21 protein-coding genes and 1 pseudogene are annotated in these 25,618 nt (G+C 63.4%); 11 read left to right on the forward strand and 11 right to left on the reverse strand.

Annotated elements, in window-relative coordinates; all coding sequences use genetic code 11:
- Window positions 1-173: 173 nt before the first annotated feature.
- The 3 genes and pseudogenes from RX329_RS14705 to RX329_RS14715 form a co-directional block, all read right to left on the reverse strand.
- On the reverse strand, window positions 174-434 hold the full coding sequence (locus RX329_RS14705; protein WP_317246056.1) for a hypothetical protein: 261 nt from the start codon (window positions 432-434) through the stop codon (window positions 174-176).
- Between the two features lie 87 nt (window positions 435-521).
- Window positions 522-1,219, reverse strand: a pseudogene (locus RX329_RS14710) (outer membrane protein).
- Between the two features lie 806 nt (window positions 1,220-2,025).
- Window positions 2,026-3,249, reverse strand: coding sequence for a phenylacetate--CoA ligase family protein (locus RX329_RS14715; protein ID WP_317246057.1), 1,224 nt, complete (start codon window positions 3,247-3,249; stop codon window positions 2,026-2,028).
- Window positions 3,250-3,335: 86 nt separating this feature from the next.
- On the opposite strand from RX329_RS14715, the gene RX329_RS14720 reads away from it, so the two are divergent.
- Window positions 3,336-4,490 (forward strand): AGE family epimerase/isomerase, encoded by a 1,155-nt coding sequence (locus RX329_RS14720; RefSeq protein ID WP_317246058.1) that lies wholly within the window; start codon window positions 3,336-3,338, stop codon window positions 4,488-4,490.
- Here the strand turns inward: RX329_RS14720 and RX329_RS14725 are convergent.
- The 6 genes from RX329_RS14725 to RX329_RS14750 all read right to left on the reverse strand — a co-directional run bounded on the left by RX329_RS14725 (window position 4,487) and on the right by RX329_RS14750 (window position 11,780).
- Complete coding sequence (locus tag RX329_RS14725; protein WP_317246059.1) at window positions 4,487-5,326, reverse strand: ABC transporter ATP-binding protein; 840 nt, start codon at window positions 5,324-5,326, stop codon at window positions 4,487-4,489. The two genes, RX329_RS14720 and RX329_RS14725, sit on opposite strands and share 4 nt — an antisense overlap.
- Before the next feature lie 183 nt (window positions 5,327-5,509).
- Window positions 5,510-6,793: an ABC transporter substrate-binding protein gene (locus RX329_RS14730; RefSeq protein ID WP_317246060.1), complete on the reverse strand. Its 1,284-nt coding sequence runs from the start codon at window positions 6,791-6,793 to the stop codon at window positions 5,510-5,512.
- Between the two features lie 46 nt (window positions 6,794-6,839).
- The gene (locus RX329_RS14735) at window positions 6,840-7,913 is read right to left on the reverse strand and encodes a branched-chain amino acid ABC transporter permease (RefSeq protein ID WP_247474531.1); all 1,074 of its coding nucleotides are present in this window, start codon (window positions 7,911-7,913) and stop codon (window positions 6,840-6,842) included.
- 3 nt (window positions 7,914-7,916) lie between these two features.
- Window positions 7,917-8,810 (reverse strand): branched-chain amino acid ABC transporter permease, encoded by an 894-nt coding sequence (locus RX329_RS14740; RefSeq protein ID WP_018457279.1) that lies wholly within the window; start codon window positions 8,808-8,810, stop codon window positions 7,917-7,919.
- Window positions 8,811-9,030: 220 nt separating this feature from the next.
- A complete protein-coding gene (locus RX329_RS14745) occupies window positions 9,031-10,962 on the reverse strand; it encodes a long-chain fatty acid--CoA ligase (RefSeq protein ID WP_317246061.1) in 1,932 nt (643 codons plus the stop codon).
- Window positions 10,959-11,780, reverse strand: coding sequence for an ABC transporter ATP-binding protein (locus RX329_RS14750; protein WP_007601963.1), 822 nt, complete (start codon window positions 11,778-11,780; stop codon window positions 10,959-10,961). Before RX329_RS14750 ends, RX329_RS14745 begins: the two co-directional genes overlap by 4 nt.
- Window positions 11,781-12,111: 331 nt before the next feature.
- Here RX329_RS14750 and RX329_RS14755 point away from each other — a divergent pair, with 331 nt between their 5' ends.
- The 3 genes from RX329_RS14755 to RX329_RS14765 all read left to right on the forward strand — a co-directional run bounded on the left by RX329_RS14755 (window position 12,112) and on the right by RX329_RS14765 (window position 16,958).
- Window positions 12,112-12,789 (forward strand): Crp/Fnr family transcriptional regulator, encoded by a 678-nt coding sequence (locus tag RX329_RS14755; RefSeq protein WP_026233339.1) that lies wholly within the window; start codon window positions 12,112-12,114, stop codon window positions 12,787-12,789.
- A 143-nt stretch (window positions 12,790-12,932) separates the two neighbouring features.
- Window positions 12,933-16,256: an adenylate/guanylate cyclase domain-containing protein gene (locus RX329_RS14760; RefSeq protein WP_317246062.1), complete on the forward strand. Its 3,324-nt coding sequence runs from the start codon at window positions 12,933-12,935 to the stop codon at window positions 16,254-16,256.
- A 21-nt stretch (window positions 16,257-16,277) separates the two neighbouring features.
- The gene (locus tag RX329_RS14765) at window positions 16,278-16,958 is read left to right on the forward strand and encodes a redoxin domain-containing protein (RefSeq protein WP_085359998.1); all 681 of its coding nucleotides are present in this window, start codon (window positions 16,278-16,280) and stop codon (window positions 16,956-16,958) included.
- Window positions 16,959-16,974: 16 nt separating this feature from the next.
- Here the strand turns inward: RX329_RS14765 and RX329_RS14770 are convergent, their stop codons facing one another.
- A complete protein-coding gene (locus RX329_RS14770; RefSeq protein WP_317246063.1) occupies window positions 16,975-17,814 on the reverse strand; it encodes a uroporphyrinogen-III synthase in 840 nt (279 codons plus the stop codon).
- A gap of 141 nt (window positions 17,815-17,955) precedes the next feature.
- Between RX329_RS14770 and purU the strand changes: the two genes are divergently transcribed.
- Entirely contained in the window at window positions 17,956-18,819 is an 864-nt protein-coding gene (gene purU / locus RX329_RS14775; protein ID WP_317246064.1) for a formyltetrahydrofolate deformylase, read from the forward strand.
- Between the two features lie 38 nt (window positions 18,820-18,857).
- Here the strand turns inward: purU and RX329_RS14780 are convergent, their stop codons facing one another.
- A complete protein-coding gene (locus tag RX329_RS14780) occupies window positions 18,858-19,142 on the reverse strand; it encodes a hypothetical protein (protein WP_317246065.1) in 285 nt (94 codons plus the stop codon).
- 522 nt (window positions 19,143-19,664) lie between these two features.
- Between RX329_RS14780 and RX329_RS14785 the strand changes: the two genes are divergently transcribed.
- The 6 genes from RX329_RS14785 to RX329_RS14810 all read left to right on the forward strand — a co-directional run bounded on the left by RX329_RS14785 (window position 19,665) and on the right by RX329_RS14810 (window position 25,526).
- Window positions 19,665-20,855 (forward strand): ABC transporter substrate-binding protein, encoded by a 1,191-nt coding sequence (locus tag RX329_RS14785; protein WP_317246066.1) that lies wholly within the window; start codon window positions 19,665-19,667, stop codon window positions 20,853-20,855.
- Between the two features lie 165 nt (window positions 20,856-21,020).
- Complete coding sequence (locus RX329_RS14790; RefSeq protein ID WP_317246067.1) at window positions 21,021-21,890, forward strand: branched-chain amino acid ABC transporter permease; 870 nt, start codon at window positions 21,021-21,023, stop codon at window positions 21,888-21,890.
- 8 nt (window positions 21,891-21,898) lie between these two features.
- Window positions 21,899-22,927: a branched-chain amino acid ABC transporter permease gene (locus RX329_RS14795; RefSeq protein ID WP_085348722.1), complete on the forward strand. Its 1,029-nt coding sequence runs from the start codon at window positions 21,899-21,901 to the stop codon at window positions 22,925-22,927.
- A complete protein-coding gene (locus RX329_RS14800) occupies window positions 22,924-23,679 on the forward strand; it encodes an ABC transporter ATP-binding protein (RefSeq protein ID WP_085394522.1) in 756 nt (251 codons plus the stop codon). The genes RX329_RS14795 and RX329_RS14800 overlap by 4 nt, the downstream gene beginning before the upstream one ends.
- Entirely contained in the window at window positions 23,672-24,388 is a 717-nt protein-coding gene (locus tag RX329_RS14805) for an ABC transporter ATP-binding protein (RefSeq protein WP_247378056.1), read from the forward strand. Before RX329_RS14800 ends, RX329_RS14805 begins: the two co-directional genes overlap by 8 nt.
- Before the next feature lie 19 nt (window positions 24,389-24,407).
- The gene (locus tag RX329_RS14810; RefSeq protein WP_204511800.1) at window positions 24,408-25,526 is read left to right on the forward strand and encodes a cobalamin-independent methionine synthase II family protein; all 1,119 of its coding nucleotides are present in this window, start codon (window positions 24,408-24,410) and stop codon (window positions 25,524-25,526) included.
- Window positions 25,527-25,618 lie beyond the last annotated feature (92 nt).

Genomic DNA, 25,618 nt, shown 5'->3' on the forward strand with positions numbered 1-25,618 from the left:
CACACGCCAGCCCGGCGGAGCCGGTCATGGATCACGGAGACACATGTGCGGATCAAGCTACCCGAGACAGACCTCAAGTCAGTGCAAAGCCTTGGTAGCATTGAGCGCAAAGACGAAGGGGCGGACACGTCGGCCAATACTTTTTCGGAAAGGGTCACGGCCGGACCGTCTTCCTATTCGGGAAGTTCAAGGGCACTTTCAAGACCCACGCTGAGTGTCAAGCGTTCATCGATGGCGTGACCGCTGTGATTGATGACAATCGCCTCCCGCAGCAAGGAAACTGAAGCTGATGGCAAAGGCTTCGATAGCTTGAGTTTTGAGACAGTTCGCGCATTCTTCTGGCGCGCCAATGGCAGCGCAGACCGGAGCAGGTGTTTGAGCTTGGCAAAGACCGGTTCGATCGGGTTCAGTCGGGTGCGTATTTTGGCCGACACGCAATCCTCGCGCCAGCCATTCCGGCTTATGAAAAAGGGCCAGGCTGATGGCTGACCCTTTAGGTAGATTATGTGATATGAAAGCCGTCAGTAACGAGACGCCGAGGCAGCGCCCCAATTGAACCGATAGTTCAGGCCGGCCTTGATGGTGTGCTCGTCATTGCGGAAGCCGACGGCGGTAACAACACCTCCGGCGCTGGTGAAGAGAGCGTTCCGCGTGCCGAAGTCATAGTACTGATATTCGACCTTGCCCGACCAGTTCTGGGCGAACAGGTATTCGAGACCACCGCCTACCGTGTAGCCGTCGCGACCACCGCCGTTGTTGGTGAAGGTGCCGCCGCCGAAGCCATTCGTAAGGCGGGAGTCAGCCCAGGCATAACCGCCTTTGACGTACACCATCGCCGGACCCCAGGTGTAGCCAAGGCGACCGGTGACCGAACCGAGCCCACGGTTGACGAAGGAATTGTCATTGGTGTCGAGGAAGCTGTAGTTCGCTTCAATGCCCAGCACCCAGTTCGGTGAGAACTGATGGTCGTAACCGACCTGCGCGCCGCCCATGAACACACCATCGTTGCTGTTGGTGCCGGTGAAGCCGGGGGCCAGAATGTTGTTGTTGCCACCGAATGCGCCACCGACGTGACCGCCGATGTAAAAGCCGGTCCAGTTGTAAATCGGCGAGGCCTCCATCGCTGGGGCTTTGGTGTAAGGACGCGCGGCCATATCAGCTGCCGATGCCGTACCCGCTAGGACGCAAAAGCGACGGTAGCGAGTAGGAACTTTTTCATTTTGGTTCTTTCAAGTTTCAGAAGCTCTCCCAAGAGCTACCCCAGTCCGCCGAATTTGCTGTAGTGCGGAAGACACACCGCGGATTAGAATGCTTAACCAGCAGCCATTTTTTGCCCAGACTGGAGGGCAACTGCGCCTGGGTGATTGCGGGACATTCCGCCCTCAACCGCTGCGACTACGCTCTTGCGAAGATCGAGAGAGTAAGGCTTGGCCATCCATGCTGCCCTACGCCCAGCAAGCATGGTGGTGATCAGAGACACCCTGATTTGCGAATCTCAAGTATCTCGCTCTAGTTGATCTCAGCTGACTGATTGAACCTTGCCGTCGCTGCGGCCCAAAGCGGACGTCGCGCTTGCCTGGTCTGAAAGGCGATTCGAGGCTTACGCAACGTCAGACCTGTGCATCATTGGAACTGGCCAAGGCGCACTGCGACTCTTAAGGAGCCGCACCGTCATGGCCGTGGCGAGACCCGTGGCAATCAAGTACGCGGGGGAGATGTTCCACCCGCTACCTGCGAGCACTAAATAGCTCAGCAGTCCCCCCGTCGAGACGGTGAAACCAAGCCAGCAAGCTCGGAAAATGAAATCCACGTTCGCCGCGCCAAAGATCGAGCACGAGGTAGAACACGAGAAAGGTATTGCCGAGCGCCGCCGGCAGCAAATCTATGATGATCCCTTGCCTGTCATTTTTCGACCCCGCTGCATGTGGAGCGCGCAACCCTCGGATTTCGGGCGTTTTGCGCAAGTTTCGCCCGAACATAACTTGTTTTGGCGAAATATTCGGTGCTACGAGAATAAGGTCAGTTCTACCGCTCGTCCGCGATCACCTTACCGTCGTTCGGCAGCGCACCGGGCCTCACCAGTTCAACCTCGCCTCCGAGTTTCGTCACGGCGCGCAAGGTGCCTGCAATCTCCTCGCGCAACGCATCGTTCGCGGCCGCCGTCTCCGCTTTCAGCGTCATTGCATCGGCCTCGCCTTGGCGCGTGACGACGAGGCGTAATCTTCCGAGCGCGGAATGGCGCTTACCGATCTCGGCGACCTGCTCGGGGCGGACGAACATGCCTTTGACCTTGGTGGTTTGGTCCGCGCGGCCCATCCAGCCCTTGATGCGCATGTTGGTGCGCCCGCAGGGGCTGGTCCCCGGCAGTGCCGCGGTGAGGTCGCCGAGAGCGAGCCGGATCCAGGGATGGTGCGGGTCGAGCGAGGTCACGACGATCTCACCGACGTCGCCGGGTGCCACGGGATCGCCGGTACCGGGCTTGACGATCTCCATGATCAGATCCTCGTTCACGACCATGCCCTCGCGCGCCGCGGTCTCGAAGGCGATGAGGCCGAGATCGGCGGTGCCGAAGGCTTGGTAGGCGTCGATGCCGCGCGCCTTTATCTCGGCCTGGAGCGAGGGCGGGAACGCCGCGCCGGAGACCAGCGCGCGCTTGATCGAGGAGACGTCGCGGCCCGAGCTTGCGGCAGCATCGAGCAATATTTTCAGAAAGTCCGGCGTGCCGCTGTAGCCGACGGGACGGTAGGCCTCTATCAGCTCGAATTGCTGCTCGGTATTGCCGGGACCTGCGGGGATCACGGCGCAGCCGAGCGCGCGCGCCGACGCATCGAAGATGAAGCCGCCGGGGGTGAGATGGTAGCTGAAGGTGTTGAGCACGATGTCATCGGGCCGGAACCCGGCCGCGAACAGCGCCCGCGCGCCGCGCCAGGGGTCAGGCTGCCGCCCCTCCGGCTCAAAAATCGGCCCGGGGGAGGTGAAGAGGCGGGCGAACGAGCCGGGCGCCGCCGCGACGAACCCTCCGAAGGGCGTGGAGGCCTTGTGCAGGGCCGGCAATTCCGACTTGCGCAGCACAGGCAGGCCCGCCAGAGCCGCCCTGGAGGTCACGGCGGCCGGATCCACGCCTTTCAGCCGATCGGCATAGGCGGGCGCGGTCATCGCAGAGCGCAGCACGCCTGGCAGGCGGGCGAACAGATCGGCCTCGCGCGCGGCTTGTTCGCGCGTCTCGAGGGCGTCGTAATGGGCGGTCATGGCTGATCTTTCCGGGTTGGCATCCGTTGCACGCCGCCGCCGGCATGGGTATCAGACGGCCATTGGCGAGGTTTGAAGAGGACGCGATGGCGGACGCGGGAATCAGTGCGGCGGACGAGGCGGCGGACGTCGTCGCGCGCCTGAAGCGCCGCATGATCGACGAGGCGCTGCCGCTGTGGTCGACGGTCGGCTGGGACCATGGCGCGGGTGGTTTCATCGATCGGCTGCACCGCGACGGCAGGGCGGACGTGACCGCGCCGCGCCGGGTGTTCGTGCAGGCCCGCCAGATCTGGTGCTACGCCAAGGCTGCGCAGATGGGCTGGTACCCTGAGGGGCGCGCCATCGCACTGAAGGGGCTCGAGCATCTGCTCGCCAAAGCAAAGACGCCCGACGGCCGGCCCGGCTACGTGCACCGGCTGACGCCAGAGGGCGCGGTGCTGGACGGCCGGCGCGACGCCTACGACCACGCCTTCATCCTGTTTGCGCTCGCGGCCGCCTATGCGCTCGACCAGGACGCACAAATTCGCGCCGAGATCGATGCGCTGCTCGCCTTCCTCGATGGCCATCTGCGCTCGCCGCACGGCGGCGTCCACGAAGGCCTTCCGGTCTCGCTGCCGCGCCGGCAGAACCCGCATATGCATCTGTTCGAGGCGATGATCGCGTGCTTCGACGCAACCCACGATTTGTCGTTCCAGAACCGTGCCGGCGAGTTCTTCGCGCTCTTTCTCGCCAATCTCTACGACAAGCGAACGCGCGCGCTCGGCGAATATTTCGAAGAGGACTGGTCGAAGATCGCGCCAGTCAGCGTCGAGCCCGGCCACCAGGCGGAATGGGTCTGGTTGCTGAAGGGGTTCGAGCGCATCACGGGCTGCCCGACCGGACAGCGGCGCGCCGAGCTGCTGGAAACCGCGCTGCGCTATCGCGACGAGGCCACCGGCTGCCTGATCGACGAGGGTGACGACGCCGGCAACATTCGCCGCACTACACGCCGGCTGTGGCCACAGACCGAGATTGCGAAGGCGTGGATCGCGCAGGCCGAATCCGGCGAGGCGGGCGCGGCGGAGGAGGCGCGCATGGCGCTGGCGCGGCTCGAACGCCATTATCTCAGCCATCCCGTGCGGGGCGGCTGGTACGACCAGTTCGAGCGCGACGGCAAATCGCTGATCGACACCATTCCTGCGTCGTCGTTCTATCATGTTCTCTGCGCAGTCACGGAAGCGGAACAGGTATTGGAAGGTTAAAGCCAGCGCTTGCGCCGCTTGAAGCTCTTGAGGTTCTTGAAGCTCTTGCGCTGGTCGCCGGCGCCGCCGAGGTAGAATTCCTTGACGTCCTCGTTGTCGCGCAATTCGTCCGCGGTGCCGTCGAGCACGACCTTGCCCTGCTCCATGATGTAGCCGTGGCTTGCCACCGACAGCGCAGCGCGGGCGTTCTGCTCGACCAGGAGAATGGTGACGCCGAGGTCACGATTGATCTTGTGGATGATCGAGAACACCTCTTTCACCAGCAGCGGCGACAAACCCATCGAGGGTTCGTCCATCAGGATCATCTTCGGGCGCGCCATCAGCGCGCGGCCGATCGCGAGCATCTGCTGCTCGCCGCCGGAAAGATAACCGGCCAGCCCGGTGCGCTCCTTCAGGCGCGGGAAGTAGTTGAAGACCATGTCCAGATCGGCGCCGACCTCGCGGTCCCTGCGGGTGAAGGCGCCGAGCTTGAGGTTTTCCAGCGAGGTCATGTCGGCGACGATGCGCCTGCCCTCCATCACCTGGAAGATGCCGCGGCGGACGATCTTGTCGGGATCGATGCCGTTGATGCGCTCCCCCTCGAACAAGATCTCGCCGCGCGTGACTTCGCCATCCTCGGTCTTGAGCAGCCCAGAGATCGCCTTCAGCGTCGTCGACTTGCCGGCGCCATTGGCGCCGAGCAGCGCCACGATCGCGCCCTTGGGCACGTCGAGGCTGAGACCGCGCAGCACCAGGATGACATCGTCATAGACGACCTCGATGTTGCGCACGGCAAGGAGGGGCGGCGCGGGTACGATTCCGGGGGAGGGACGCTCGATGTGAGCCGCTTCACTCATGGTCAGTTACTCTCTCGATGACGTCACCCGCCTTGTGCGCAATTGCGCACTGGGGCGGGGTGACCCAGTATTCCAGAGACGCCGGAGATTCACCGGGAAGCCGCGGCGTACTGGATCCCCCGCTCCAGTGCGCGCTACGCACAAGGCGGGGGATGACAGTTGTGCGGAGGGCGAAAGCGAGGCTCACCAGCCCAGCAATTCCGGCTTGCGCGGCAGCTCGACGGTCTTGACCTTCTCGAGCTTGATCGCACCCTTGGCCATGAGGTCGTTGAGGTCGCCGTCGGTCGCGCCCGCAATCTTGGTGCGGTAGAGATCGACCTTCAGCGTGCCGCGGTGGTCCTTGTCGGTCCAGGTCGAGGCATTGCAGACGCCTTCCACACCTGCCGGCACCCAGTCCTTCTTCTGGTAGAAGCCCTTGGCGACGTTCTCGCCGGTGGCGCCGCCGTTCTTGGCGGCCCAATCGATCGCCTCCTTCATGTAGAGCGCCGAGCACACCGCCGCGATGTAGTGCACGGGCCGATAGACCTTGCCGGTCGGGTCGGACATCTTCGAGATCTCCATCACGGTCTTCATGCCGGGCGCATCGCCGCCCCAGCTCACAGCGGTGCGCAGCGGGAAGATCACGCCGTCGGCGGCATCGCCGGCGGTCTTGGCGGCGTTCTCGTCCATGCCCCAGACATTGCCCATGAACTGGATGTCGACTCCGGCGGTCTTGCAGGCCTTCATCACCGAGATGTTGGACGCGGCGGTGTTGCCGAGATAGGCGTAGTTGGCGCCCGAGGATTTCAGGCTCAGGCACTGCGCGCTGTAGTCACCCGGCGCGAGCGCGAACACCAGCGGCGGTAGCACCTCGAAACCGAGCTCCTGCGCCATGGCTTCGCCGGCGGCCTTCGGTGCGTTCGGATACGGGTGGTTGGCACCCATGTGGACGAATTTCGGCTTGCCGGGCTTGCCCTTGGCCTTCCAGTCCTCGGCCGCCCACATCAGCATGGCGCGGAGCGAGTCCGAATAGCTCGGCCCGTAGAAGAAATTGTACGGCGCGGGCTTGGCCTTGCCGCTGACACCTTCGGGATCGGTGAGGGCGGCGGCGTAGGAGCCGGAGAGATCGGGGATCTTGTCCTGGGCGAGGAAGCCGGTCAGCGCCTCGGTGTCTGCCGTGCCCCAGCCCATGATCGCCGCGACCTTGGAGTCCGGCGCCGACCACTTCTTGTAGAGCGCGATGGCGCGCGGCACCTGGTAGCCATAATCGTTGGTGTCGACATTGAGCTGCTTGCCGCCGACGCCGCCGTTCTTGTTGACCCAGGCGAAGGTGTCGGCGACGGCCTGGCCATAGGGTGTGCCGACGTCGGAGGTGCCGCCGGAATAATCGGCGAGGTGCCCGATCGCGATCTGCGCCTGCGCGCTTGCCGAGAATGCGGCGATCGCCAGCGCCAGCGACGCGGTGCTCAAAAGGGATTTTGTCTTCATGGGTTGCCTCCTCCTGTTTATTGGTTGGTTAGCGAGTTGCCCGCGCTCAATGCGAGAACGGGTAGAGTTTCCAGTACGCCTTGATCTGTCGCCAGCGATGGGCGAGCCCGTCGGGCTCGAACATCAGGAACGCGATGATGATCACCCCGATTGCGATCTCGCGCAGGAAGGTGATGTTGTTGTTGAGCGACAGCGCCTTGTCGATCGCGCCGCCCTTCAGCGCGACGCTGAGGAACTCCATCGTCTCGGGCAGCAGCACCACGAACGCGGTGCCCATCAGCGTGCCCATGATCGAACCGGTGCCGCCGATGATGATCATGGCGAGGAACAGGATCGAACGTTCGATGCCGAAACCCTCTTGCGATACCACGAGCTGGTAGTGCGCATAGAGCGCGCCGGCGATGCCGGCGAAGAACGCGGCAAGGCCGAACGACAGCGTGCGATACTTTGTGAGATTGATGCCCATGATCTCCGCGGAGAGATAATGGTCGCGGATCGCCACCAGCGCACGGCCATCGCGGGTACGCATCAAATTGGTGACCAGGATGTAGCTCGCCAGCACATAGGCCAGCACAACGTAGAAATACTGCCTGTCGCCGCGCAGCGTGTATCCGAAGATCGAGAACGGACTTGCGCTTGCGGGCACCGAGCCGCCGGTGAACCACTCGGCGCGGGAGAAGAAGTCGAGCAGGATGTATTGCGCGGCCAGTGTCGCGATCACTAGGTAGAGCCCCTTCAGGCGCGCCGCCGGGATGCCGAAGATCAGCCCGACCAGCGCCGTGATGATGCCGGCAAGCGGGATCGCGAAGAACACCGGGATCGGCGCGTTGTTGGAGATGTAGGCCGAGGTGAAAGCGCCGAGCAGGAAGAAGGCGGCATGGCCGATCGAGATCTGGCCGGTGAAGCCGACCAGGATGTTCAGCCCCAGCGCCGCGATCGAGAAGATGCCGATCTGGATCAGGATACTGAGCCAGTAACCGCTGAAGAACTGGGGCGCGAAGCACAGCAGCAGCACGCCGACGATCGCAAAATTGCGGCTGGTCGTGGTCGGAAAGATCGTGGTGTCGGCCGCATAGGAGGTGCGGAAGTCACCAGCAGGGATGAGGACAGGGCCGGCCATGGATCAGATCCGCTCGATGTCGTGGGTGCCGAACAGGCCGTAGGGCTTGATCATCAGCACGATGATGAGGACGTAGAACGGCGCGATCTCGTAGAGATTGCCCCAGTGAAGGTATTCGCTGTCGACATATTGCGCGATGTTCTCGAGCAGGCCGATGATGATGCCGCCGAGCACGGCGCCGCCGACGGAATCGAGTCCGCCGAGGATCGCCGCCGGAAACACCTTAATGCCGTAGCCGGCCAACCCGGACGAGACGCCGTTCACCACGGCAACGACGACGCCCGCGACGGCCGAAACCGTCGCTGAGATCGCCCACGCCATCGCGAACACGCTTTTCACGGAGATGCCGAGCGACTGTGCCACCTGCTGGTTGAACGCGGTGGCGCGCATCGCAAGTCCGTACTTCGAGGCGCGGAAGAACCAGGCCATGCCGATCATCATCGCGACCGAGACGACAAGGCTCATGACATAGACGGTTTGGATCTGGAGCCCGAGCAGGCTGACGGACTGGCTCTCGAACACACGCGGGAACGGCTGTGGATTGACACCGAACATCCATTTCAGCGTCGCCTGCAGCACGGTGGAGAGGCCGATCGTCACCATGATGACCGAGATGATGGGTTCGCCGATCATCGGTCGCAGGATCAGGACCTGCACCGCGATGCCGAACACGAACATGAACACCAGCGTCATCGGCATGCCGATCCAGAACGGCACCTGGTATTTCGCGAGCAAGGTCCAGCACACCCAGGCGCCGACAAGCAAGAGCTCGCCCTGCGCGAAATTGACGACCTGGCTAGCCTTGTAGATCAGCACAAAGGACATCGCGACCACGCCATAGAGCGTGCCGACCACGAGGCCGTTGACCAGGAGCTGGATGAGGAAGGCGGTGTTCATGAAGTGGTGCTCGCTGACAAATCCGGCGCGCTCTTCCCCTCTCCCCTTGTGGGCGAGGGTGGCTTCGCGAAGCGAAGACGGGTGAGGGGTTGTCTCAGCAATGAACGCGCGGAGAGAGGACCCCTCGCCGAAGTGAGGGTAGAGCGGGCTGCGGAGATGCCCTCTCCCACAAGGGGAGAGGGCGCAGCAATATGCATTGCACCTGTGATTGCCACGAAGTTCACTCCGCCGCCTCCGCCAAATGCCCCGGTCCGCCGAGATCCACCACTCGCAGCGTCGTCCGCACCCTTTGCGTGGTGCCGTCCTGGAAGCGGATCACGGTGTCCACGGGGATGTCGGCCTGGCCGCGGTAGATCGCGCCGATGATGCCTTCGTATTTTTCGTTGATGACGCTGCGGCGGACTTTCCGCGTGCGGGTGAGCTCGCCGTCGTCGGCGTCGAGCTCCTTGTAGAGCAGCAGGAAACGGGAGATGCGCTGTGCCGGCGGCAGTGTCGCGTTGACGGTCTCGACTTCCTTCTTGAGTAGCGCATAAACCTCGGGCCGCGAGGCCAAGTCGCTGTAGGTCGTAAACGAGAGCCGGTTCTTCTCCGCCCATTTCGAGATGATGGAGTAGCGGATGCAGATCATTGCGGCGAGCGCGTCGCGGCCCGAGCCCAGCACCACGGCTTCGGCGATATAGGGGGAGAACTTCAGCTTGTTCTCGATGAATTGCGGCGAGAAGCGCTCGCCGCGCGAGGTCTCGGCCAGATCCTTGATGCGGTCGATGACCACGAGCTGGCGATTCGCGTTGAAATAGCCGGCGTCGCCCGACAGCATCCAGCCGTCCTTGACGTCGGCGACGCTCGCCTCCGGGTTCTTGTAGTAGCCGAGGAACATGTTGGGATGCCGCACCACGATTTCGCCGACGCCGTGGACGTCGGCATTGTCGATGCGGATCTCGACGCTATCAGCCATCGGCACGCCGGTGGTGTCGGGATCGACCTTGCCCGCCGGGTGCAGCGTGTAGGCGCCCAGCAGCTCGGTCTGGCCGTAGAGCGTGCGCAGCGGCACGCCCATGGCCTGGAAGAACTTGAAGGTCTCGGGCCCGAGTGCCGCGCCGCCGGTTGCGGCTGAACGCAGGCGAGTGAAGCCGAGGCGGTCGCGCAATGCACGGAACAGGATCGCGTCGGCAAAGCCGGAACGCTCGCCCTGTTCGAGCGCGGCAAGCCCGCTCTTCATGCCGATGTCGAACAGGCGCTGTTTGAACGGCGTTGCGTCCATCACCCTGGCGCGGACATCGGCGGCGATCGATTCCCAAACGCGCGGTGCAAATAGGACAAACGTCGGTGCGATCTCGCGCAGATCGTTCATCATGGTCTCGGGCTCTTCGACGAAGTTGATCTTCATCCGGCACAAGAGGCCTTTGCCGAGTACATAGACCTGTTCCATGATCCAGGGCAGCGGCAGCACCGACACGTATTCGTCGTCCGGTCCTTTCGGGTCGAAAGCGAGATAGGTCGCGCAATGGCCGAGCACGCGGCCGGCGGCGAGCATCGCAAGCTTTGGATGCGAGGTGGTGCCCGATGTCGTGCAGAGGATCGCGACGTCCTCGCCCTTGGTCGTGTCCACCAGCCGGTCGTAAAGTTCCGGTTCGCGCGTAGCCCGCGCCCGGCCGAGCTCGGCAAACGTCTCCGCCGACATCAAACGCGGATCGTCGTACTTCCGCATGCCGCGCGGATCGGAATAGATGATGTGCTTCAGCTTTGGGACGCGGTCTGCCAGGGTGAGCAGCTTGTCGACCTGCTCCTCGTCCTCGGCGAAAACGAGCTGCGCCTCGCCATAATTGAGGAGATACGAAGCTTCTTCATCGAGCACGTCGCGATAGAGCCCGAGGCTCAAGCCTCCAACCGCATGAGTGGCGATTTCCGCCGCGACCCAGTCCGGCCGGTTGTCGCCGATGATGCCGATGACATCCTGGCGTCCAAGGCCCAGTTCGACGAGGCCGAGCGCGAAGTCGCGGACCCGCGTCTGGTAGTCGTTCCAGGTGAACGGGCGCCACAGCCCAAGATCCTTCTCGCGCAGCGCAATTTCGTTGCCGTACTCCTTCGCATTGAGCCGGAGCATCTTCGGATAGGTGTCGGCCTGCGCAACGCGGCCTGCGTAATCCATCATGCCGCGCTCTCCTGCGCCGGCGGCGCATCGTCAGGATCGACCAGCACCTCGTCCTCTTCGCCGAGATAGGCGCGCCTGACGTGGGGATCAGCGAGCACGGCGGCCGGATCGCCCTCGGCGATCTTGCGGCCGAAATCCAGCACCATGACGCGGTGGGAGATGTCCATCACCACGCCCATGTCGTGCTCGATCATCACTACGGTCATGCCGAACTCTTCGTTGAGATCGACGATATAGCGGGCCATGTCCTCCTTCTCCTCGAAGTTCATGCCGGCCATCGGCTCGTCGAGGAGAATGAGGCGCGGCTCCAGCGCCATGGCGCGGGCGAGCTCGACGCGCTTGCGCAAGCCGTAGGAGAGAGTGCCGGCCGGCGCCTTTCGCACCGACTGGAGATCGAGGAAATCGATGATTTCTTCCACCTTGCGGCGGTGCTCGAGCTCTTCCTTGCGCGCGCCGGTGAGCCAGTACAGCGAGCCCGTGAGGAAATTGTTCTTCAGGAGGTGATGGCGTCCGACCATGATGTTGTCGAGCACGCTCATGTGGTGGAACAGCGCCAGGTTCTGGAATGTGCGGCCGATGCCGAGCGACGCGCGCGCGTTGGGCGTCAGGCCGGTGATGTCGCGGCCCTGGTAGAACAGCTGGCCTTCGGTCGGCTTGTAGCGGCCGGAAATACAGTTCACGATCGAGGTCTTGCCGGCGCCGTTGGGGCCGATGATCGAGAACAGCTCGCCTTCCCTGATGGCGAAGCCGACATCGGTCAGCGCACGAACGCCGCCGAATCGCAAGGACACGCCGCGCACTTCAAGACTGGTAGCCACCAAACAGATCCCTCCCGGTGATGGCGCTTTCAGTGGCGCTCTTCGTCCGTTCTATCGGGCGATCCTAGTACGACCGTGCCGGTGAGGCCATGCAGCAGATGGTCTCGACCGGAGCCGCGCCGCTCTCGTTCCCGTTTGGGATCAAAAGCCGCATCGCCCGAGGTGGTCCTCAATAGGGGAAAGCGTTAGTTTAAAATGTCTCCCGCCTGACAATTCTGCGACAAAGTTTTTGGATGGGGGATCATCCATCTTTCGTCGGATGGTGGTCGAAACGCTCATGCTGCGTTGCAGCAGAACAGGAGTGACGAACGGTGCGGCTGGCTTCGGGATCATGATTTCAGAGGATCAACTGAAGCGCGTCGCTGCCTGGTCGCGCGAGCTCACGCAAGCGGAGATCGAGGTCGCTCGTACCGGGATCACGGAGCGGTCCTACGGCACTGGCGAGACCGTCTTCATGCGCGGCGACACGTTCGACTATTGGGCCGGCATGGTCTTCGGCCTTGCCCGGATGGGTGGGGTCTCGCGCGACGGCAAGGAGACGAGTCTTGCCGGGCTGACGGCAGGGGCCTGGTTCGGCGAGGGCAGCGTGCTCAAGAACGAGCCGCGCCGCTATGACGTGGTCGCGCTGCGCAACAGCCGCGTCGCGCTGATGGAACGCAGCGCCTTCATGTGGCTGTTCGAGAACAGCGTCGGCTTCAACCGCTTCCTGGTACGCCAGCTCAACGAGCGGCTCGGCCAGTTCATCGGCATGCTCGAGGTCAACCGCACGTTGGATGCCACTGCGCGGCTTGCCCGCAGCATTGCTTCGCTATTCAATCCGATCCTCTATCCGGAATCCACCGCGCATCTGGAGATCACCCAGGAAGAGATCGGGGCGCTTTCCGGCATGTCCCGCCAGAATGCCAACCGCGCGCTGAACCGGCTGGAGAAAGAGGGCTTGCTCCGGTTGGAGTATGGTGGCGTGACTATTCTGGATATCGAACGGCTAAGGGGGTACGGGGAGGAGTGAAGCCGCGTTCGCGGCCGCAACTGCGAGCGCCGCAACCCACCGCTTGCTCTTCCGGCACGACGAGCCCATCCTTGCCGAGATCCTGGGCCATCTGACCGGGTCCAGCAGGCTGCGCCATCGCGGCGCCCGCGGGGTCTCGACCCATGAACTGCTCCTGTTGCGGTTCCGAGGTTCAGAGCGGCTTTGCCTTCTGCCCGAAATGCGGCACGAAGCAGCCGAACGCCTGCCCAGGCTGCGGCTATCCGTGCGCACCGGATTTCGCGTACTGCCCGAAATGCGGCGTCCTCGTCAGTGAAGCCTCCAAGTCAGGCGGGCAGGCATCAATGCGGGCCAGCCGCGTGACAGTCCCGACCAGTGCGTCCTCGCCACCGCTGGCGCCGACGGCCGAAGCCCAATACGGGTTTCGATCGCAGCCGGACAAGATCGACAGCGAAGCCAACCGCCGCACCATTACCGTGCTGTTTGCCGACCTTAGCGGCTTCACCACGATGAGCGAGCGACTCGATCCTGAAGTCATGCAGGCGCTTCAGAACGAATTGTTCGAGGAGCTAACGGCGGCGGTGCAAAGCTTTGGCGGCTTCGTGGACAAATTCATCGGCGACGCGCTGCTTGCGCTATTCGGAGCGCCCGCCGCGCACGAAGACGACCCCGAGCGGGCCGTCCGCGCCGCGCTCGACATGATCGGCCGAACGGCGCAACTCAGCGAACGTGCAAAGGCGTATGCCGGGTCACCGCTCCTGCTTCATGTCGGCATCAACACCGGGCACGTGGTTGCTGGCCGACTGGGTGTTGGAGTTGCCAAATCCTACTCGGTCACGGGCGATACGGTGAATACGGCTCAACGATTGCAGTCGATGGCTTCCACGGGCGAGGTGCTGGTCGGGCCGCTGACCTACCGTCTTACGCGGCATGCATTCTCATATGAATCGCTTGGCGAGGTCTCGCTGAAGGGCAAGATGGGCAGCGTCCTGGTCCATCGCTTGAACGGACCGCTCGACACGCCCCGTGCGGCACGCGGCCTCGATACGCTGGGCCTGAGTGCGCCGGTGATTGGGCGCGACGCCGAGCTCGCCCGTCTAGTCGACAATCTTGATCTCGCGTGTGGCGGCGCGGCGCAGCTGGTGCGGCTGGTCGGTGAAGCCGGCATCGGCAAAACGCGTCTGGTGGACGAATTCGTTGCCCACGCCCGCGATGAGGACCGTTTCGCCGGCGTGGCGATCCGGCGCGCTGTCTGCTCGCCGCTGGGCGAACAGTCCTATGGCACCCTTGCCGCTGTGCTGCGCAGCGCCTACGGCATCGCGCAGAAGACGACCGTGGCGGAGGCCCAGGCCAAGCTGGCGACGGCACTGTCGGAGCTCGGCCTTGCGGTCGAAGAGGCCGATCGCCTGATGCCCCTTTATTTCCACGTTCTCGGCCTCGGCGATCCGGACGCCGCGCTGCAGCACGTCGAGCCCGAGCAGCTTCGGCGGCAGATATTCTTTGCGATTCGTACCGTGTTCGAACGGCGCCTGGTCCTGTCGCCGCTCCTGATCATTGTCGAGGATCTGCACTGGGCCGATGCCGTATCGCTTGAAGCGCTGCGGTTCCTGATGGACCGGCTGGAGCGTACGCGGCTGATGCTGTTGTTTACGCATCGGCCTATGCTGGAACTGGATCAGTTCGGCTCGGGGCGGATCAGCCATACAACCCTTCGATTGCTTCCGCTTGGTGATGCAGACGGACAAAAGCTGCTCGCGGCCTACTTCAGCCACGGTTGGAGTGAACCGCCGGGAAATCTGTTCAGTCGAATCCTGGAGCGCGCGGGCGGCAATCCACTCTTCTTTGAGGAAATCATCCGCGGTCTCATCGAAGCTGGCGCCTTGGAGCGTGACGGCTCACGGTGGCGGATCAAGTCAGATGAAGCCGCCGCCGATATACCGGCAAGCATTCAGGCCCTGTTACTGGCGCGCCTGGACCGGCTGCCGCATGAGGTGCGCCGCTTGGCCCAGGAGGCCGCGGTGATCGGCCCACGTTTCGATGCGGCTCTTCTCGGTGCGATGGCATCGCAGCGGACGAAGGTGGAAGCGGGGCTCGAACTTCTGTGCGATGCCGAGATTGTCGAGGAGGTCGCGGGCGCGAACTCGATCTCGCTGCGATCTTATCGCTTTACGCAAACCATGCTTCAGGACGTGATCTATCAAAACCTGCTCTTGCAGCGTCGGATCGAGCTCCATGGACGGATTGGTGCCGCGCTGGAGCGGCTCTATGGCAATGAGCCCGAGCGCCTCGAGGACCTCATACTGCTCGGACATCATTTCAGCCTGAGCGCGAGCAAGCCGAAAGGTGCGCGCTATCTGCGCGCGGCCGGCGATCGCGCCCGCGCGACCTACGCCAATGACGATGCCATCCGCTTGTACCAACAGGCCCTCGCCGTGTTGTTGGCCGGTGGGGAACGGGAGCCCGAACGCCTGATCCTCTGCGAGCGGATCGCGGAGCTGTGTGCCGCGGCCGGCCGGAGGATCACGGCTGAGGAGCACTACCAGAGTGCGCTGGAAGGTCATCGCAATGCGGAGGACCGCATCGGCGAAGCGCGAATTCTCCGCAAGCTTGGCCGATTGTTGTGGGACACCGGCAAGCGGATCAAGGCAGAGGCGCATTATGCCGAGGCGGCCGAACGGCTGGGAGGGACCGACGCGCCCATCGAGTGGGCGCACCTCCTGCAAGAGCGCGGCCGTCTTTCGTTTCGCACGGGCGATCACGTGGCCGCCGCGAGATGGGCGGACGAGGCGCTTGGCTACGCCCGAAGCGTACCGGCGGACGCCGACAGGCAAGTCGGATTCGAGGCGGCGCGCGCCATTGCAGAGTCGCTCAACACCAAGGGGGTGGCACTGGCGCGGCTTGGCCGACACCAGGAGGCGGTCCGCGAGGTGGAGCAAAGTGTCGCAGCAGCCGAGGCCGCCGGTCTCCTCAACGTGGCCTGCCGTGGCTACACCAATCTCGGTGTGCTCTACACGATTGTCGACCCTGCGAAAGCCGTGGAGATTTGCCGGCGCGGACTCGATGTCGCGCGTCGGGTCGGCGATCTCGGGTTCCAGGCGCGCCTTCTCGCCAATTTTGCCGTTGCCTGTTGCACTTTCACCGACAAATGTACTGAGGAGGGGGTGCCGGCCGCCGAAAAGGCGATCGAAATCGACCGCGCGCTTGATCAGCGCGAACATCTCTCCGTGCCGTTGATCGTGCTCGGGCAAATCCATCAATGCCATTTCCGGCCCGATCTGGCTGCTCGTTGCTACAATGAGGCAATCGAGGTGGCGAGCGAAACCGGCGAGCCGCAGCAGCTGTTTCCATGCTATGATGGTCTTGCGACGCTGAACCTTGATCGAGGCGACATGCCCGAGGCCGAGCGATATTTCGCGCTGGCACAGGACGTCTGCACGCGGCACGGGCTTGATCCCGCAGGGCTGATCGTACTGCCGTTTCTTGACTAGATCATGTGAAGGAGTGCCATCATGTCTGAACGTCACGTCGAGGGACCACTTCAACCGGGCGATCGTGCACCGAACGTCGTGCTGGACGCGATCACACGCGACGGAAAGATCGCGCTCGAAGACTTTCGCGGACAAAGCCCGATATTGGTGGGCCTGTATCGGGGGCTGCATTGCCCGTTCTGCCGCCGCCATATCGCGGCACAGGCGCAACTTGATGCCGCCTTGCACGAGAAAGGCGTCGAAAGTCTCACGGTGGTCAACACGCCGATCGAGCGCGCGCGACTCTATTTCCGTTACCATCCGTTGCCCAACCTGCTCGCTGCGTCCGATCCCGAGCGGCTCTCGCACCGCGCGTTCGGTCTGCCCAATCTCGAGTTCACGGAGAACGAGACCGAGTGGCCGCACAAGGTCGGCATGAACGTGGTCATGAGCATGCAAGTCGACATGCCCGGCGAATTGCCCGGCCCGATGAACCGGCCCGCGGCCGCGGAGTACCTCAATAACAAGGACGGCTATGAGATAACGGAAGCCGATCAGCGCATGGCGGCAACCGGCCAGGGCCAGCTCTTCGGGCAGTTTCTGCTCGACCGCGAGGGTGTTGTGCGCTGGAGCTTTACCGAGGTGCCCGAAGGCGGCCATCGCATGTTTGCCGCGCCGAGCCCGCAGGAGCTGATGTCGGCCGCCTCGCAGATGGCAAGCTAGGCACCGCGTCAGGCGATCATTCCGCCACCTTCGGCCGCTTGTCCACCAATGCTGCCGCCATCGCCGAGACCAGCGGGCGCATGAAATAGTGGTCTTCCACCGGCGAGACGTCCGTGCGCAAACCATGCGCGGTGAGCTCGCCCGAGACCGCCGGTCCGATCGACGCGATCAGCGTCCGCTCGAGGCCCGCGCGCAGCTTCGCCTCGCTGCCGTGGGCTCTCGCAGCTTCGATCAGCCGTCGGACCTGGCCGAGATTGGTCAGCGCGATGGAATCGATCCGCCCTTCGGCCATGTCATCAATGGCGGCGACGATGTTGGCGTCCGCCGCCTTGGTGTCATAGGCATAAGGCAGCACGGTATCGACCTCGGCACCTTGCGCCGACAGCGCACCGGTCAGCGCGCTGTGATCCTTGTCGGGATAGAGCTGGAGGCCGAGGCGGTGCCCCTTCAAATCGAGTTTGCCGAGCATCTCGATCACGCCCTCGGTGGTCGGCTTTTCCGTGGTCTGCTGCGCCTCGAGCCCGACTTCGCGCAGTGCCTTGCCGGGCTTCGGGCCGCGGGTGAATTTTCGCGATCTGGCAAGCGCCGCCACGAGGGCCTGATCGAGCCCTCGTGCGACGGCGAGCTTCATGATTCGCCGCAGCCCTTCGCCGGTCATCAGCACGAGATCGTCGAAGGGTCTGTCGATGGCGCGCCGGATCCAGGCCTCGACCGGCGTGGGGTCCGGTGCATCCTGGATGGTGAACATGGGGCATTGCACGACCTCGGCGCCTTGCTCGGCCAGCAGCTTCGAAAACTGCGCCTCCTCGCGCGTTTCCAGGATCAGGATGCGGGTGCCGTTCAAGCGGTGGGCCATGAGCCTACTCCGGTCAGTCAAAGCAATCGTGCGTTCATCCTGACTCCACGGTCGGGATTGGCGCAAGGTAGGGGCGGTGATAGAGCAGGGCGCAAATCGCGGGTCGTTCCGCAGCCGCTGCCCAAACCTTCATCAAGGCCCATGCCAGATCATCAATATGTCCTGACCCTGTCCTGTCCGGATCGTCCCGGCATCGTCTCGGCGGTGTCGACCTTCCTGGCCCATAACGGACAGAACATCCTCGACGCCCAACAATTCGACGACACCGAGACCAACAAGTTCTTCATGCGGGTGGTGTTCACCGCTGCCGATCTCGCCGTGGAGCTGTCGGCACTCCAGACCGGCTTTGCCGCGATCGCCGAGCGCTTCGGAATGGAATGGCAGATGCGCGATCGCGCTGCGCATCGCAAAGTGATGCTGCTGGTGTCGAAGTCCGATCACTGCCTGGTCGACATCCTCTATCGCTGGCGCACGGGCGAGCTGCCGATGACTTTGGCCGCAATCGTCTCCAATCATCCGCGCGAGGTCTATGACGGGCTCGATTTCGGCGGGGTTCCGTTCCACTATCTGCCTGTTACGAAAGAGACCAAGCGCGAGCAGGAAGCGCAGATCCTCGATCTCGTCGCCAGGACCGGGACGGATCTCGTCGTGCTCGCCCGCTATATGCAGATATTGTCCGACGATCTCTCGGCAAATCTGTCGGGACGCTGCATCAACATCCACCACTCGTTCCTGCCAGGTTTCAAGGGCGCAAAACCCTATCACCAGGCCCATGAGGGTGGCGTCAAGCTGATTGGCGCCACCGCGCACTACGTCACGCGCGACCTCGACGAGGGCCCGATCATCGACCAGGACGTCGAGCGCATCAGCCATCGCGACACGCCTGAGGATCTCGTCCGAAAGGGCCGCGACATCGAGCGCCGCGTGCTGGCGCGCGCGATCCGCTATCATCTCAACGACCGCGTCATCCTCAATGGCCGCAAGACCGTGGTGTTCGTGGATTGATTTCCTTCACTCTCGCCGCAAGCGGCGAGGGGGCGCGACTAGCGCACCGCGGTGCCGGACGCCGAGCCCGTTGCGCCCTTCTGCGCCTGCTCTTCCTTTTCGCGATCCGCTGCCGGCATCAGTCGCTTGCGCTCGCGCTCCTTCATGTAGGCATCGTATTGCGGCGTGCCCGCCCGCGGCGGGGCGTCCGCCGGCAAGCCGCCGGCCCATTGCGGGACGTAGTCGCCCATGCCGGACGTGAGCTTTTCGTTGACTGTGCCGCAGCCGGACAGGCCCGCGGAGAGCGCGAGGAGGATCAGGAGGGAACAAGAGGATCTAGGCATTGTACGGAGGCGAGGTCAGTCGTGTTGGACGCCAGGTCAGGCTGTCGCCCGGACATTAGTCTTCAACAAGGTAAAAGAGACTTATTCGAGGTGGGTAATTGGATACCGGATTGTGCCGGCGCCAAGCCTTGCCATGTTCAAATTCGGCAAACAAAAGGCAAAATCCTCCATCCACGCGACTGGCAGCGTTTCTAGCTGCGGCAAGGGGCTCGCGACAAAGTGGCTTGGTCCGAGAGGGGGCTTTCTCGTTGACAGGTCCATTTTGTTTGTACAATCGTACAAAAGATAGCGATCGCAGTCACGATGCCGGGGTTACCCAGATGTGACCCGATATTGCTTCTGCCGTCGGCAATCGGAACGCTCGGCTTGCGCCGAATGGTCGCCAAACGTCCGATTGACAATAAGGGCGCGAAAGACGCCATGTTGCGCGCGGCATCACGCGTGCGTGAGCCAGACTTAAGGCAAGGATCGGGCACTCGGTCCGGCGCACAAGAGATTAGGAATGAAGGGGAGGGACGTCTGATGTTCGAACGCAAAAAACTGTCTAAAAGGACTGCTTGGGCCACAGCAGCTGCCGCCATCGCAGGCCTTGTGGCCGTCGCTCCGGCCAAGGCCGAGGACAGCGTCAAGGTCGGCCTGATCCTGCCGATGACCGGCGGTCAGGCCTCGACCGGCAAGCAGATCGAGAACGCGATCAAGCTCTACATGCAGCAGAAGGGCGACAGCGTCGCCGGCAAGAAAATCGAGATCATCCTCAAGGACGATGCTGCGATTCCCGACAAGACCAAGACCGCCGCGCAGGAGCTGATCGTCAACGACAAGGTCCATTTCATCGCCGGCTTCGGCGTGACGCCGGCCGCGCTCGCGGCGGCGCCGCTCGCCACGCAAGCCAAGATCCCGGAGGTCGTGATGGCGGCGGGCACCTCCATCATCACCGAGCGCTCGCCCTATATCGTGCGCACCAGCTTCACGCTGGCGCAGTCGTCCACCATCATCGCCGACTGGGCGGTGAAAAACGGCATCAAGAAGGTGGCGACGCTGACCTCGGACTACGCGCCGGGTAATGACGCGCTCAACTTCTTCAAGCAGAACTTCACCGCCGGTGGCGGCGAAGTGGTCGAAGAGGTCAAAACGCCGCTTGCAAATCCTGATTTCGCACCGTTCCTCCAGCGTATGAAGGATGCCAAGCCTGACGCGATCTTCGTGTTCGTGCCGGCCGGCCAGGGCGGTAACTTCATGAAGCAGTATGCCGAACGCGGGCTCGACAAGGCCGGCATCAAGGTGATCGGACCGGGCGACGTGACCGACGACGATCTCCTCAACAACATGGGCGACGCCGTGCTGGGCACGGTCACCGCTCACCTCTATTCCGCGGCGCATCCCTCGCAGATGAACAAGGATTTCGTCGCGGCCTACAAGAAGGCCTACGGAAACCGGCCGGGCTTCATGGCGGTGAGTGGCTATGACGGCATTCACCTGATCTACGAAGCGCTGAAGAAGACCAATGGCGACACCGACGGCACCAAGCTGGTCGAAGCGATGAAGGGCCAGAAGTGGGAGAGCCCGCGCGGCCCGATCTCGATCGACCCCGAGACCCGCGACATCGTGCAGAACATCTACATCCGGAAGGTCGAGAAGGTCGACGGCGAGCTCTACAACGTCGAGTTCGCGACCTTCGAAGCCGTCAAGGATCTCGGCAAGACCAAGAAGTGACGCACGAAAGTGCGCCATCCCGGCGCGCGCATTAGCGCGCATCGGGGATCTCGCCCTCCACTCTCGTCATGCCCGAGCTTGACCCCGGCATCTACGCGAGAACCGAACCAAGAACGGGGATGACCGGGACAAGCCCGGCCATCACGATAACGCCAAGCTGAGACGATGACCTCAATCCTCACCAACCTGTTCGATGGCGTCGCCTACGGCATGCTGCTGTTCGTGCTGGCTTGCGGGCTCGCGGTTACGCTCGGCTTGATGAACTTCGTCAACCTCGCCCATGGCGCCTTCGCCATGGCCGGCGGCTATGTCTGCATGGTGCTGGTCAACCGGATGGGCTGGCCATTCTTCGCGGCATTGCCGCTTGCATTCGTCTCCTCCGCTGCGATCGGCATCGTGCTCGAGCGCACGCTGTACCGACACCTCTATGCGCGCAGCCATCTCGACCAGGTGCTATTCACGATCGGCCTCACGTTCATGTCGGTCGCGGCCGTCGACTACATCCAGGGCTCGTCGCGGGTGTTCATCAACCTGCCGGCGGCGCTCCAGGGTCAGTTCGACCTGTTCGGCGTTGGCATCGGCCGCTACCGGCTGATGATCATCGTGATCTGCGGGCTGCTCACCATCGGTCTCCAAATGGTGCTGGCCAAGACGCGGTTCGGCAGCCGCCTGCGCGCCGCGGTCGACGATCCCCGCGCCGCGAGCGCCCTCGGCATCAACGTGCCGCAGGTGTTCGCCTTCACATTTGCTTTTGGCTGCGGCCTGGCCGGTCTCGGCGGCGCGCTGAGCGCCGAGATCCTCGGCCTCGACCCGTACTTTCCGCTGAAGTTCATGATCTACTTCCTGATCGTGGTCACCGTCGGCGGCTCGTCCTCCATCACCGGCCCGTTTCTGGCCTCGCTGCTGCTCGGCATCGGCGACGTTGCCGGCAAATATTACGTGCCGAAGATGGGACCTTTCGTGATCTACACCATGATGATCGTGATCCTGATCTGGCGCCCGAACGGTCTGTTCGGCCGCACGGCCGCGCGTTGAGTTCGCCGATGAGCGCCTCCTCCGACGTCGGCTATCACGCCCAGCGCCAGGCACGCTGGCACTATGGCGAGGCCGCTTTCTGGCTGATCGTGCTGGCCTGCGGCTTCGTATTTCCCTCGCGCTACTTGATCATGACGGATATCCTGCGGCTCGCGCTGTTTGCGATGTCGCTCGATCTGATCCTCGGCTACGCCGGCATCGTCTCGCTCGGCCATGCCGCCTTCTTCGGCGTCGGCGCGTACGCGGCGGGGCTTCTTGCGCTGCACGGGATCATCAACGAGCCCGTGCTTGCGCTTGTCGTCGCCGGCGTTGTCGCGATGGTGCTCGGCTTCGCTACCAGTTTCCTCGTGATCCGCGGCGTCGATCTGACGCGACTGATGGTGACGCTCGGCATCGCCTTGCTGCTTGAGGCATTGGCCGAACGCTTCTCCAACATCACCGGCGGCACCGACGGTCTGCAGGGTATCGAGATGCAGCCGATCTTCGGTGAGATTCCGTTCGACATGTTCGGCAAGACCGGCTTCTTCTATTCGCTCACCGTTCTGTTCCTGTTGTTCCTGTTCGCCCGCCGGGTCGTGCATTCCCCGTTCGGGCTGTCATTGCGCGCGATCAAGAACAATCCGCTGCGCGCGGCCGCGATCGGCATCCCCGTCAACCGCCGCTTGATTGCGATCTACACGCTCGCGGCGTTCTATGCCGGCATCGCAGGCGCGCTGTTCACCCAGACTACCGCGATCGCCTCGCTCGATGTGTTCGCCTTCGAGCGCTCGGCGGACCTGATGCTTGTGCTCGTGATCGGTGGCACCGGCTATCTCTACGGCGGGCTGATTGGCGCGGTGCTGTTTCGCATGCTGCAGGAATTGTTCTCGACCATCACTCCGCAATACTGGCAGTTCTGGATCGGCCTCGTGCTGGTCGTGATCGTCCTGGTCGGCCGCCAGCGCCTGCATCGCTGGATGCTGTATGTGCCCAATCTGGTCATCAGGCAGATAGCGGGGCGCAAGGCCGTCGTCGCCGTGCCGGAGAGCGACGCATGACCATCGTGCTCGAAACCCAGAATCTCGAAAAGCAGTTCGGCGGTCTGCGCGTCACCCGCGACTTGTCGCTAAAAATCGAACAAGGCGCCCGCCACGCGCTGATCGGCCCCAACGGCGCCGGCAAGACCACGGTGATCAACCAGCTCACCGGCGTGCTCAAGCCGAACTCGGGCCGCATCCTGCTCGAAGGCCAGGACGTCACGGATCTGCCCGTGCACAAGCGCGTGTTGCGCGGCCTGTCGCGCACCTTCCAGATCAACCAGCTCTATCCCGACCTGACTCCGCTCGAGACCATCGGTCTCGCTGTCTCCGAGCGCCTCGGCCATGGCGGCGACTGGTGGCGGCGGATGGGCACGCGCAGCGACGTCAACGGCGAGATCGCCGACCTCCTGACGCGCTTCCACCTGCTCGACGTCATGAACGAACAGACGGTGACGCTGCCTTACGGCAAGCAGCGCCTGCTCGAGATCGCGGTCGCGATCGCCGCCAAGCCGCGCGTGCTGCTGCTGGACGAGCCCGCCGCCGGCGTGCCCGAGAGCGAGCGCCACGACATTCTCGCCGTCGTCGGCAGCCTGCCGCGCGACGTTACCGTGCTACTGATCGAGCACGACATGGACCTCGTGTTCTCCTTCGCCGACCGCATCTCTGTCCTGGTCTCCGGCGCGCTGCTCACCGAAGGCCCGCCCGAGCAGGTCGCGCGCGACCCGCAGGTCAAGGCGGTCTATCTCGGCGAGGAGGCGGTCAATGTCTGACCTGCTCGCGATCGACTCACTTCGCGCCGGCTACGGCGAGGCCGTGGTGCTGCCGAACATGTCGCTGCGTCTCGCCGAAGGCCAGGTGCTGGCGCTGTTGGGGCGCAACGGTACCGGCAAGACCACGCTGATCAACTCGATCGTCGGCGTCACCCGTCGCTTCTCCGGAACTGTCAGGCTCGCCGGTACCGACGTCACGACCTTGCGGCCCGACCAACGGGCGCGCTCCGGGATCGGCTGGGTGCCGCAGGAGCGCAACATCTTCCGCTCGCTCACGGTGGAGGAGAATATGTCCGCAGTGGCCCAGCCCGGTCCCTGGACCGTCGAGAGGGTCTACGAGATGTTCCCCCGGCTGAAGGAGCGGCGGAGCAATTTTGGCAACCAGCTCTCCGGCGGTGAGCAGCAGATGCTGGCGATCGGCCGCGCGCTGACCCTCAATCCGAAAGTGCTTCTCCTGGACGAGCCGACCGAGGGCCTTGCCCCCATCATCGTCGAGGAGCTCTTGAAAGCGATTGGGACCATCACGCGGGCGGGCGGCATCTGCTCGATTATCGTCGAGCAAAATGCCCAAAAGATTCTGAGGCTGGCCGACCGTGTTGTGATATTGGAGCGCGGAACGATCGTCCACGACTCCCCGAGCGCCGCGCTGAAGGCCGACCCGTCGGTCCTCGAGCGCCACCTCGGCGTCGCAGGGGCGGCGACCCACTAAAAATAACTGGGAGTAAGAAATGCAGCGAACCAAAGCCCCCTTCCGCGCCGACGAGGTCGGCAGCCTCCTGCGTCCCGCCAAGATCAAGGAAGCCCGCGCCAGGCTGGAGAAGGGCGAGATCTCGGCCGACGATCTGCGCAAGATCGAGGACTTGGAGATCGAGAAGGTCGTGCATAAGCAGGCTTCGCTTGGCCTGAAGCTCGCAACCGACGGCGAATTCCGCCGCTCCTGGTGGCATTTCGACTTCCTGGCCAAGCTCACCGGCTGTGAAATGTTTCACCCCGACACCGGCATCCAGTTTGCGGGCGTCGAGACCCGGCACGACGCGGTGCGCGTGATCGGCAAGCTCGATTTTCCCGATGACCATCCGATGCTGGATCACTTCCGCTTCCTGAAGAAGGTCGCCGACCAGGCCCACGTCACCGCCAAGATGACGATCCCGTCGCCGGCGGTGCTGCACTTCCGCGGCGGCCGCAAGGCGATCTCCAAAGACGTCTATCCGGATCTCGATGCTTTCTACGAAGACCTGGGCAAGACCTACCGCAAGGCGGTGAAGGCGTTCTACGACGCCGGCTGCCGCTATCTCCAGTTCGACGACACGGTGTGGGCCTATCTCTGCTCGCCGGACGAGTTGCAGAAGGCGCGCGAGCGGGGCGACAATCCCGAGGGTCTCCAGCAGATCTATGCGCGCGTCATCAACTACGCGCTGGCTGAGAAGCCTGCCGACATGGTGGTGACGACGCATGTCTGCCGCGGCAATTTCCGTTCGACCTGGATTTCGTCAGGCGGTTACGAGCCGGTTGCCGAGACCATGCTCGCCGGCACCAATTACGACGGCTATTTCCTCGAATACGACAGCGACCGTGCCGGTGGCTTCGAGCCGCTGCGCTTCCTGCCCAAGGGCAACAAGGTCGTCGTGGTCGGCGTCATCACCTCGAAGTTCGGTGAGCTCGAGAACAAGGACGCGATCAAGCGCCGTCTCGAGGAAGCCGCCAAGTTCGCCCCGCTGGAGCAGCTCGCGCTCTCCCCGCAATGCGGCTTTGCCTCAACCGAGGAAGGCAACATCCTCTCGGAGGAGGAGCAGTGGGCCAAGCTCAGCCTCGCCGTGGAGATCGCGAAGGAAGTGTGGGGCCAATAAGGCTCCACTCGTTCACTGTCATTCCCCGCGAAGGCGAGGAATCCAGTACGCCGCTGCTTCTCGGAGAATCGCTGACTTCTCGGCGTACTGGG

The sequence above is a fragment of the Bradyrhizobium sp. BWC-3-1 genome (assembly GCF_032917965.1).
GTDB lineage: Bacteria > Pseudomonadota > Alphaproteobacteria > Rhizobiales > Xanthobacteraceae > Bradyrhizobium > Bradyrhizobium canariense_D.

What these genes read in the sequence shown, in the direction of transcription:
- RX329_RS14765 (WP_085359998.1), top strand. Translation starts at nt 16,278, where the DNA reads ATGTCTGAACGTCACGTCGAGGGACCACTTCAACCGGGCGATCGTGCA.
- RX329_RS14740 (WP_018457279.1), bottom strand. Translation starts at nt 8,810, where the DNA reads ATGAACACCGCCTTCCTCATCCAGCTCCTGGTCAACGGCCTCGTGGTC.
- RX329_RS14795 (WP_085348722.1), top strand. Translation starts at nt 21,899, where the DNA reads ATGAGCGCCTCCTCCGACGTCGGCTATCACGCCCAGCGCCAGGCACGC.
- RX329_RS14780 (WP_317246065.1), bottom strand. Translation starts at nt 19,142, where the DNA reads ATGCCTAGATCCTCTTGTTCCCTCCTGATCCTCCTCGCGCTCTCCGCG.
- RX329_RS14790 (WP_317246067.1), top strand. Translation starts at nt 21,021, where the DNA reads ATGACCTCAATCCTCACCAACCTGTTCGATGGCGTCGCCTACGGCATG.
- RX329_RS14800 (WP_085394522.1), top strand. Translation starts at nt 22,924, where the DNA reads ATGACCATCGTGCTCGAAACCCAGAATCTCGAAAAGCAGTTCGGCGGT.
- RX329_RS14770 (WP_317246063.1), bottom strand. Translation starts at nt 17,814, where the DNA reads ATGGCCCACCGCTTGAACGGCACCCGCATCCTGATCCTGGAAACGCGC.
- RX329_RS14810 (WP_204511800.1), top strand. Translation starts at nt 24,408, where the DNA reads ATGCAGCGAACCAAAGCCCCCTTCCGCGCCGACGAGGTCGGCAGCCTC.
- purU (WP_317246064.1), top strand. Translation starts at nt 17,956, where the DNA reads ATGCCAGATCATCAATATGTCCTGACCCTGTCCTGTCCGGATCGTCCC.
- RX329_RS14785 (WP_317246066.1), top strand. Translation starts at nt 19,665, where the DNA reads ATGTTCGAACGCAAAAAACTGTCTAAAAGGACTGCTTGGGCCACAGCA.
- RX329_RS14720 (WP_317246058.1), top strand. Translation starts at nt 3,336, where the DNA reads ATGGCGGACGCGGGAATCAGTGCGGCGGACGAGGCGGCGGACGTCGTC.
- RX329_RS14755 (WP_026233339.1), top strand. Translation starts at nt 12,112, where the DNA reads ATGATTTCAGAGGATCAACTGAAGCGCGTCGCTGCCTGGTCGCGCGAG.
- RX329_RS14760 (WP_317246062.1), top strand. Translation starts at nt 12,933, where the DNA reads ATGAACTGCTCCTGTTGCGGTTCCGAGGTTCAGAGCGGCTTTGCCTTC.
- RX329_RS14805 (WP_247378056.1), top strand. Translation starts at nt 23,672, where the DNA reads ATGTCTGACCTGCTCGCGATCGACTCACTTCGCGCCGGCTACGGCGAG.
- RX329_RS14735 (WP_247474531.1), bottom strand. Translation starts at nt 7,913, where the DNA reads ATGGCCGGCCCTGTCCTCATCCCTGCTGGTGACTTCCGCACCTCCTAT.
- RX329_RS14715 (WP_317246057.1), bottom strand. Translation starts at nt 3,249, where the DNA reads ATGACCGCCCATTACGACGCCCTCGAGACGCGCGAACAAGCCGCGCGC.
- RX329_RS14745 (WP_317246061.1), bottom strand. Translation starts at nt 10,962, where the DNA reads ATGATGGATTACGCAGGCCGCGTTGCGCAGGCCGACACCTATCCGAAG.
- RX329_RS14725 (WP_317246059.1), bottom strand. Translation starts at nt 5,326, where the DNA reads ATGAGTGAAGCGGCTCACATCGAGCGTCCCTCCCCCGGAATCGTACCC.
- RX329_RS14730 (WP_317246060.1), bottom strand. Translation starts at nt 6,793, where the DNA reads ATGAAGACAAAATCCCTTTTGAGCACCGCGTCGCTGGCGCTGGCGATC.